Origin of the sequence: Rhodococcus sp. BS-15, from assembly GCF_000813105.1 — a bacterium.
Taxonomy (GTDB): Bacteria; Actinomycetota; Actinomycetes; order Mycobacteriales; family Mycobacteriaceae; genus Rhodococcoides.
Window position 1 is genome coordinate 1 of sequence record NZ_BAOX01000224.1, and the last position, 8045, is coordinate 8045.

The 8045-nt window shown below is 64.1% G+C and carries 6 protein-coding genes and 3 pseudogenes; all 9 read left to right on the forward strand.

Annotated elements, in window-relative coordinates; genetic code table 11:
• Nucleotides 1-8 precede the first annotated feature (8 nt).
• A pseudogene (locus RHBS_RS20335) lies at nt 9-467 on the forward strand (winged helix-turn-helix domain-containing protein); the annotation flags it as partial.
• Nucleotides 467-1917 (forward strand): annotated as a pseudogene (locus tag RHBS_RS20340) (ATP-binding protein). The pseudogenes RHBS_RS20335 and RHBS_RS20340, both read left to right, overlap by 1 nt.
• Nucleotides 1918-2012: 95 nt before the next feature.
• Nucleotides 2013-3510, forward strand: a pseudogene (locus RHBS_RS20345) (S1C family serine protease).
• A gap of 89 nt (nt 3511-3599) precedes the next feature.
• On the forward strand, nt 3600-4097 hold the full coding sequence (locus tag RHBS_RS20350) for a molybdenum cofactor biosynthesis protein B (protein WP_037191958.1): 498 nt from the start codon (nt 3600-3602) through the stop codon (nt 4095-4097).
• An 8-nt stretch (nt 4098-4105) separates the two neighbouring features.
• On the forward strand, nt 4106-4309 hold the full coding sequence (locus tag RHBS_RS20355) for a hypothetical protein (protein WP_128646323.1): 204 nt from the start codon (nt 4106-4108) through the stop codon (nt 4307-4309).
• Nucleotides 4310-4870: 561 nt separating this feature from the next.
• Nucleotides 4871-5557 carry an MspA family porin gene (locus RHBS_RS20360; RefSeq protein ID WP_128646324.1) on the forward strand — a complete coding sequence of 229 codons (687 nt, stop codon included), beginning with the start codon at nt 4871-4873 and terminating at the stop codon, nt 5555-5557.
• Nucleotides 5558-5729: 172 nt separating this feature from the next.
• A complete protein-coding gene (locus RHBS_RS20365) occupies nt 5730-6158 on the forward strand; it encodes a hypothetical protein (protein ID WP_128646325.1) in 429 nt (142 codons plus the stop codon).
• A 399-nt stretch (nt 6159-6557) separates the two neighbouring features.
• Entirely contained in the window at nt 6558-7226 is a 669-nt protein-coding gene (locus tag RHBS_RS20370) for an MspA family porin (protein WP_128646326.1), read from the forward strand.
• A gap of 62 nt (nt 7227-7288) precedes the next feature.
• Nucleotides 7289-8020, forward strand: coding sequence for an MspA family porin (locus RHBS_RS20375; protein ID WP_237669497.1), 732 nt, complete (start codon nt 7289-7291; stop codon nt 8018-8020).
• Nucleotides 8021-8045: the final 25 nt, after the last annotated feature.

Genomic DNA, 8045 nt, shown 5'->3' on the forward strand with positions numbered 1-8045 from the left:
CCTCGTGATTGACGGCACGCGATCTCGGTGTCCCGAGCGCCGTCGCCGGCCTCGATGCCGGTGCCGACGACTACCTGCCCAAGCCGTTCGCGCTCGAGGAACTGCTGGCCCGCCTGCGCGCGCTGCTTCGGCGTACCGCGATGGAAGCGGGCATCGACTCGGAGACCATGACGTTCGCGGACCTGTCGTTGGACCCGGTCACCCGTGAGGTCTCGCGCGCCGAACGTTCCATCAGCCTCACCCGGACCGAATTTTCGTTGCTCGAGATGCTGATGACCAATCCGCGCCGAGTGCTCACCAGAAGCCGCATCCTCGAGGAAGTCTGGGGTTACGACTTCCCGACGTCGGGCAACGCGCTCGAGGTGTACGTCGGTTACCTGCGGCGCAAGACCGAGGCGGAGGGGGAGTCGCGGCTGATCCACACCGTTCGCGGTGTCGGGTACGTCCTGCGCGAGACGCCTCCGTGATGGTCGCGTCGTTCGGGCGCAAATCGGCCGACGGTGTCGGCTCGTCGCCGACGGGGATGCGACCACCGATGCCCCTGACGCGATCGGTGTCGCTGCGGTGGCGGGTGACGTTGCTCGCGGCCTCCGTCGTCGCGATTGCGGTGGCGGTCATGGCCATTGCCGCGTACACGGTGGTCTCGCGAGCGCTGTACGGCGACGTGGACACTCAATTGCGCTCCCGCGCTTCGGCTCTGGCGGAGTCCAGTCTGGTGTCCTATGACCCGCGGTTCGTTGCCGGAGCCACGTTGTACAGCACCGATGTCAGTGTTGCGCTGATCTATCCGGACATGTCGAGTTACAACCCTCCCGGTCCCAAGGTGCCGATCGGCGATGCCGAACTCGCTGTGGTGAGTGGAGAACTGGAATCGTCGCTGCGCACGCTCGACGATCAGCGGGTGCTCGCACTACGCACCAAGGACGGCAGCACTCTCGTCGTCGCACAGAGACTGCTGCCCACCGGGGAAGTGCTCGACCGGCTGGCGTGGGTGCTGTTGATCGTCGGTGCCTGTGGAGTGGTGCTGGCGGCCGGAGCAGGTATGGCCGTGGGGCGCACCGGTTTACGGCCGATCGCCCGGCTGACGGCCGCAGCCGAACGGGTTGCGCGCACCGACGACCTCACGCCGATCCCCGTGACCGGCGACGACGAGTTGGCGCGTCTGACCGAGAGTTTCAACACGATGCTCCGCGCACTGGCCGAATCTCGAGGCAGGCAGAGCAGATTGGTCGCCGATGCGGGCCACGAACTTCGCACCCCGTTGACCTCGCTGCGGACCAACATGGAGTTGCTCATCGCGGCGGGACGCCCAGGAGCGCCGTCCATCCCGGACGAGGACATGGCCGAGCTGCGGACCGACGTGGTGGCGCAGATTCAGGAATTGTCCACCCTGGTGGGCGATTTGGTCGACCTGGCGCGAGAGGATGCGCCGGAGACGGTGTTCGAACGTGTCGATTTGGCCGATGCCGTCGAACGCAGTCTCGAGCGAGCACGCCGCCGCCGCAACGAAATCGACTTCGATGCGACGTTGATGCCGTGGTTCGTCTACGGCGATCAAGCAGGACTGTCGAGGGCCGTGCTCAATGTGCTCGACAACGCGGCCAAATGGAGTCCGAGCGGCGGTGAGGTGCGAATCGCGATGCGGCAGATCGGCGATGGCCTGCTGGAGCTGACGGTGGACGACGCAGGCCCCGGTATCCCCGAGGAAGATCGCGAGCTGGTGTTCGAGCGCTTCTATCGCTCGACGGCGTCGCGCTCGATGCCCGGATCCGGTCTGGGACTTGCATCGTGCGACAGGTGGTTGTCAAGCACGGCGGCACCATCGGGGTGGAGGTGTCCGAGCGGGGCGGCGCGCTGATCCGAATCGTGCTGCCCGGCGAAGGTGCTCCTGATCCCACGACACTCTCGGCAAACTGATAGCCGGATCTCAGCGCGCTCTCAGTACCGCCCTGCACAGTGAGTAGCAAGAAGGCGGGCGGACCTCTGGGTCCCTACTGAAGGAAGCAGCAACGATGAGCGACGACCGTAACGAATCCGAACAGAGCGGACAGGGTGCCGGTGGCGAGCAGCATCCGGCGGACCGGGCTTCGCGCGGCGACGAGCAGAGCTACTCGGCCCAGCAGCATCCGACGCAGCAGTTCCCGTCCCAGCAGGCGCAACCCCACAACGCAGGGTCGCAGCCGCCGCAGCAGGGCTACCCGCAGCAGTACGCCGGCTACGGACAGGGGGCCTACCAGCCGGCTTCGGGCCGTACGGTCAGCAGGGCGATCCGCAGCACGCCCAGGCTCAACCCCAGCACGTTGCGCCGCAGTCGAATTCGGCACCGAGCGCGGTGAAGTCCCGCCCGGGTCGGTCGGTGCTGGTGGCCGGAGCCATCGCGCTCGTTCTGGTCGGTGGCGGAATCGGCGGCGCGGTCGGTGCGATCGCCACCAACAATGCCAACGGCAGCGGCGGGGGAGTGTCCAACTCGTTGAACTCCACGGTCACTGCTGCCCAGCCCGCCGCCAACTTCCCCGACGGCTCGGTTCAGGCGGTAGCGAACAAGGTCCTGCCGAGCGTCGTGCAGATTCAGGTGAAGGGCTCTCAGGAAGAGGGTGAGGGCTCGGGCGTCATTCTCAGCAGCGACGGCTTGATCCTGACCAACAATCACGTCGCGACGGGAGCAGGTGCCAACGGCAAACTCTCCGTCGCGTTCTCCGACGGATCGGTCGCCGACGCGACGATCGTGGGTGCCGACTCGGTCTCGGACATGGCCGTCATCAAGGCCGAGGGCAAAACGAACCTGACGCCGATCGAACTGGGTTCGTCGTCGAACCTCGAAGTGGGCCAGCAGGTCGTCGCGATCGGCTCCCCGCTCGGCCTGGCGGGCACCGTCACCACGGGCATCGTGTCCTCGCTCAATCGGCCGGTGTCCACCTCGGGGGAGGCAGGCAATCAGAACTCGGTGATCGACGCCATCCAGACCGACGCTGCGATCAACCCGGGCAACTCCGGCGGTGCGCTCGTCAACACCGACGGACAACTGATCGGTATCAACACCGCGATCGCCACGCTCGGCGGCAGCCAGGGATCCGGAGCCAGAGTGGTTCCATCGGACTCGGGTTCGCCATCCCGGTGGATCAGGCCAAGCGCATCGCCGACGAGCTGACCACCACAGGCAAAGCCACCCAGGCCATGATTGGGGTGCAGGTGCCGTCGCAGGACGACGCCAACGGCGCAACCGTCGTCGAGGTCACCGAGGGGGGCCCGGCGGCAGCGGCAGGCATCCCCACGGGTGCGGTGATCACCAAGCTCGACGATCGCATCGTCTCGAGCGGTGACGCGTTGATCGCAGCGGTGCGCTCGCACGCTCCAGGAGATTCCGTCACCGTCACCTACACCGAGGGCGGCAGCGAGAAGACAGCGACGGTGACGCTCGGTACTGCGGAGCCCGTGGCGGCACAGCCGCAGACGCAGCGGCAGGAACAGCAACTGCCCTTCCAGATCCCGTCGCTTCCGGGCGGTCGCTGATGTTGCGAGAAGCAGGCAGGCGCGGCACGGTTGCAACGATTTACGCACAGCGTGAGCCGGGTAGGGGCCTTACTACTACGGTGAGCGGTATGGAACTCGACGCACCACTGGCAGGGCGCGCGTTGGTCGTCATCGTGGACGACCGAACAGCGCACAGCACCGAGAAGGACTCGAAGGGCCCGCTCGTCACGGAACTGCTGACCGAGGCAGGTTTCCTCGTCGATGGCGTCGTCGCCGTGACGGCGGACGAAGTGGACGTGCGGAATGCACTCAACACCGCGGTGATCGGCGGTGTCGATCTGGTGGTCTCCATCGGTGGCACGGGCGTCTCACCCCGCGATGTCACTCCGGACGTCACCGCTGAGGTGCTCGACCGAGAGATTCCGGGTATCAGCGAGGCGCTGCGATCGTCGGGGCTGGCGGCCGGTTCGCTGGACGCGGGTCTGTCCCGTGGGTTGGTCGGCGTGTCCGGTAGCACGCTGGTGGTCAATCTGGCCTCGTCGCGGGCTGCGATTCGCGACGGGATGGCGACGCTGACGCCACTGGCGAGTCAGGTCATCGCCGAGCTGTCGGGATTGGATGCATAGCGATACCGATGAGCGAAGAGCCGAACGACGATCGATCGGCCGAAGACGACGCGAGCCGGGCCCGAGCAGAACGGGCCCGGCTCGCTCGCATCTTCGGTGAGGTTCTGCCGGAGACCACCGGAGACGAGCGAGGAGACGGCGCAGGCACTGAATCCGGCGGCTCCTCCTCGGACGAATGGTTGAAGCAACAGCGACCACCTCATTACTTCTGATGTGATCCACAACACATTTATTGGCTCAGAATGACAGGTCTGTTAGTTACTCGTTTACCTGCCGTTAGCGGCCGGGCGGGCCGCTGAGGCCGAGGAACGGGGCGAACGTGGGCTATCCGGACTGTCTGTAGCACCGATCGAGCGCTTTCCTCGGTAGTGCCCGAATTGCTGTCTTCCCATATCAGGGCTGTTTTACCCACAGTTTCGATGTGTAACGGTTTGGCCTCTTCGGAAGATGGTGTGACGCGGGTTACCACCAATCGTCATGTGAAAGTTGTTCACGCCGCCGAAACACATCACGAGAGAGCAACTTTCCGACGCCGATCGTAGGGATTGTCACGATCAGGCATCTCCTCTAATGTTCCCCTCAGCTTCCGACAACCGGGGTGTGGGACCAACCGGTCCCGAGCCCCGAACTCGGAACTGAACAACAGGATGAGGCCGCCACGGTCGCATCCGGCTCGGGCTCGTCTGCACTGACGCAGGCGATCCAGTTCGAGGGTGAAAGCCACAAGCTTCCCCGTGCGACACCGCGCTGGGACTGAACATGATGAGGAATAAATGACGGAGATCCAGAAGTCGCGGCGTAGCCGGGGACTCAAGTCCATGAGCGCTGCGGTTGTCGCCGGCGCGTCGGTCGTCGGTCTGGTACTCGGTACCGGAACCGCGTCCGCTGCAGTGGACAGCACCAACACGGTCGTCGATGCCAACGGCAACGTCATCACCGTGTCGCTGTCCGACACCTTCATCAACAGCGTCTCGCCGCTCGACGGCAACCCGCTCACCCGTGAGTGGTTCGCCAACGGTGTCGCAGGCTGGACCGTCACCGGTCCCGACGCCGACGACTTCGAGGGCACCGTCGCCATCGGCTACCAGGTCGGCTACCCGGCCAGCATCGGTGGATCGATCACCTTCGGTTACACCACCCCGAACATCAGCGCAGAGTTCGACGTTCCGCTGGGCACCGAGCCCTCGGCTTCGATCTCGACGAGCGACCTGCTGCCGTCCGCTGGCTTCGAGGCCGAGATCGCTCCCGGACCCGGCATCGTCGACGCCACCGCTGCCTCGGGCAACATCCAGGGCACCGAAGGTGACGCCGAAGGCCCCTCCGGCACCATCCAGATCGCCAACGCTCACGGCACCGCTACCGGCATCCTCGGTAACGTCCGCGTCCGTCCGTACGTCTCCGTCACCAGCTCCACCGGTGATGTTGCTGTCACGTACGGCGCACCGTGGACCTTCAACTGATCTCGATCGGTTGATCAACAGCAGCACCCTCGGCTGACCTAGCCGAAATCGATTGGGCCCGCCCGGGTATCCCGGGCGGGCCTGATTGCTGTGTACCAGTAGAACCGAACGAATCGACACCGCAGGGCAATGCTTCGGTGCTGCCTGCGAGAAGGGGTCCGGGGGACCGACAATGAAAACGAAAGCTCTCTCTGCCGCCGCCTGCGCGGCATTTCTACTTCTGGCCGGATGTAGCAGCGATTCCTCGGATGCGGCATCGGGGGAGAATGCCGATACCTGCACGGCTTTCGCGACGTCGCACAATGACTTTGTCGCCACCGTCGAAGCCGTTCCCACCGATCAGGCCGGTGTCGAGACGTGGACCGCGGACAAAGCCGCTTCGCTGAGTGAATTCACCACCCAATCGGAGCAGGCGACAGGTGACGTCAAGAATGCTCTGACGACACTGGTGGCCGACCTGCCTGGCGATTCGTTGGAACTCTCCGAGCCGGACAGCGAATCCGGCCAGAAATTCGTCGACAATTCGATTGCCGTTGCATCGGCTTGTGAAGCGGATGGCACTGCCGTCACGCTCGACGAGTTTCCGCTGTTGAAGTTCTAGTTTCGGGGGAAATACTCGACGATGCCCTGCAATCCACGGATTGCAGGGCATCGTTGTGTCAGTCGAATGAATGGTGTGTGGAAAAGAGATCGCCGGATCATGTCGACGTCGGTACTCGATCGGTTTGTTGCATACATTGTGCATTCGGGGTGCGTTCTCTTGCTTTGTGTCAGCACAATTCGAGCGGTCGCTCCGAATACGGACGTCGAGTTGCGAGCGCGGGCGCTGTTTAGGTACTGCAAGCAGGGACGGTATCTGTGAGCTGCTGAAACATGCATCGATATTGCGTCCGTTGTGGATGCTTCGTACCGATTTGTACAGTATTCTTCTGCGAGAAAAGATGTCTCCCGATCGGTCCGGCCATCGGATGGGGCATCGGCCGGTCATATGAGGGGAATCATGAACAATATTCGTCACTCCGTGCTGCGCAAGGTAAGTCGAATCGCTGCAGTGAGCGCGGCGTCGGCCGTTGCCATCGGAATGCTCTCGGTCGGCGCAGCCAACGCCGATACGTTCGTTCCATTGCCGAACGGCGAGAAGGTTGCGGGGCCGTACAAGATCTCGCATGTCGACGAATCGGCTGTCATCTCGCCCGCGATCGCGAACAATCCTCTCAACCGGAACGGCTGGGTCACCGGCACCGCTACCGCCGACGTTCCCGAGGGAGTGAGCGGAACCCTCAAGACGGGCTACCTCGTCGGTTGCCAGCTCGACATGGATGATCTGAGCCTCGATATGAACGCGGGCTTCGGTATCGATGGCGGCAACACCAACATCATCACGCTGTTCCCCATCCCGTTCCTCATCGGCGGCGAGGGCGAGACCACCAACAAGTTCGAGGGCGGCGTCGGAGTCAACGTCCCCATCAAGGACAAGGAAGTGGCGCAGGTCGAGCTCGGCAGCAAGGACGTCAAGGGCCCGTTCACCGCGATTCAGTACCAGGATGTCGGGATCTCCGTGGAGAACTGCGGTGGCTACGCGCAGGCTCGCTCGTACACCACACTCGAGCTCACCGGCAACTACCGCTACAAGGGCACGCTCTACGGCCAGCCGTTCAGCCTCGGCTGAGCATCCCACCACTTCACTCACCCTCGCCTAGAGCGCGTTTCACTTTCCCAAAAGGGGTAGCTATGCAGAACACCACCACCATGCGGCGTGGACTCCAGACGGCCGCGGCCGGAGCCGTCGGCGCAATCGCGATCGGGTTCCTGTCCGCCGGAGCGGCCAACGCCGACACCTTCGTTCCACTGCAGGACAACGAGATCAGCAAGACGCTGATCGACGGAACCACCGTGACCGTCAAGGGATTCGGCCAGAGCGCGCTGATCTCGCCGTCGATGGGTGCCACACCTACCCAGCGCAACGTGTGGGTCACCGGCAACTACACCGTCGAGACCTCCAACGCCAGTGGCGGATCCATCGAGCCGGGCTTCCTGGTCGGCTGCCAGGTGGATTTCAGTGCCGCGATCGGTGCCGACGGAAACGCATCCTTCGGCCAGGGCAACACCATCGGCTTGGAGCCGGGCGACCTGAGCTCACTGACGATCAACCGCACGCAGCCGAACACCTACGACATCGGTGCAGGCGTCGAGCTGGCTCTCGCCCCCGGCCAGTTCAACGACGTCAAGCTCGTGGCCGACGAGAAGTCCGCGGAGATCGACGGTGTCACGGTCGCCACCGAGGTGTCGAACGAGTTCTCGTTCGACGGCAACGGCGGTGGCTACACCTACGCCGACGAAACCCTGAGCGTCGCTGGATGTGCCGGCTACGCCGAGGCCCGTTCCTACGTGAAGGTCACCATCGAGAACGATGCCGTCACGGCCTCCACCACACTATGGGGACAGCCGTTCAGCATCGGCTGACGCCACAGCCGAATTTCAACTGGGG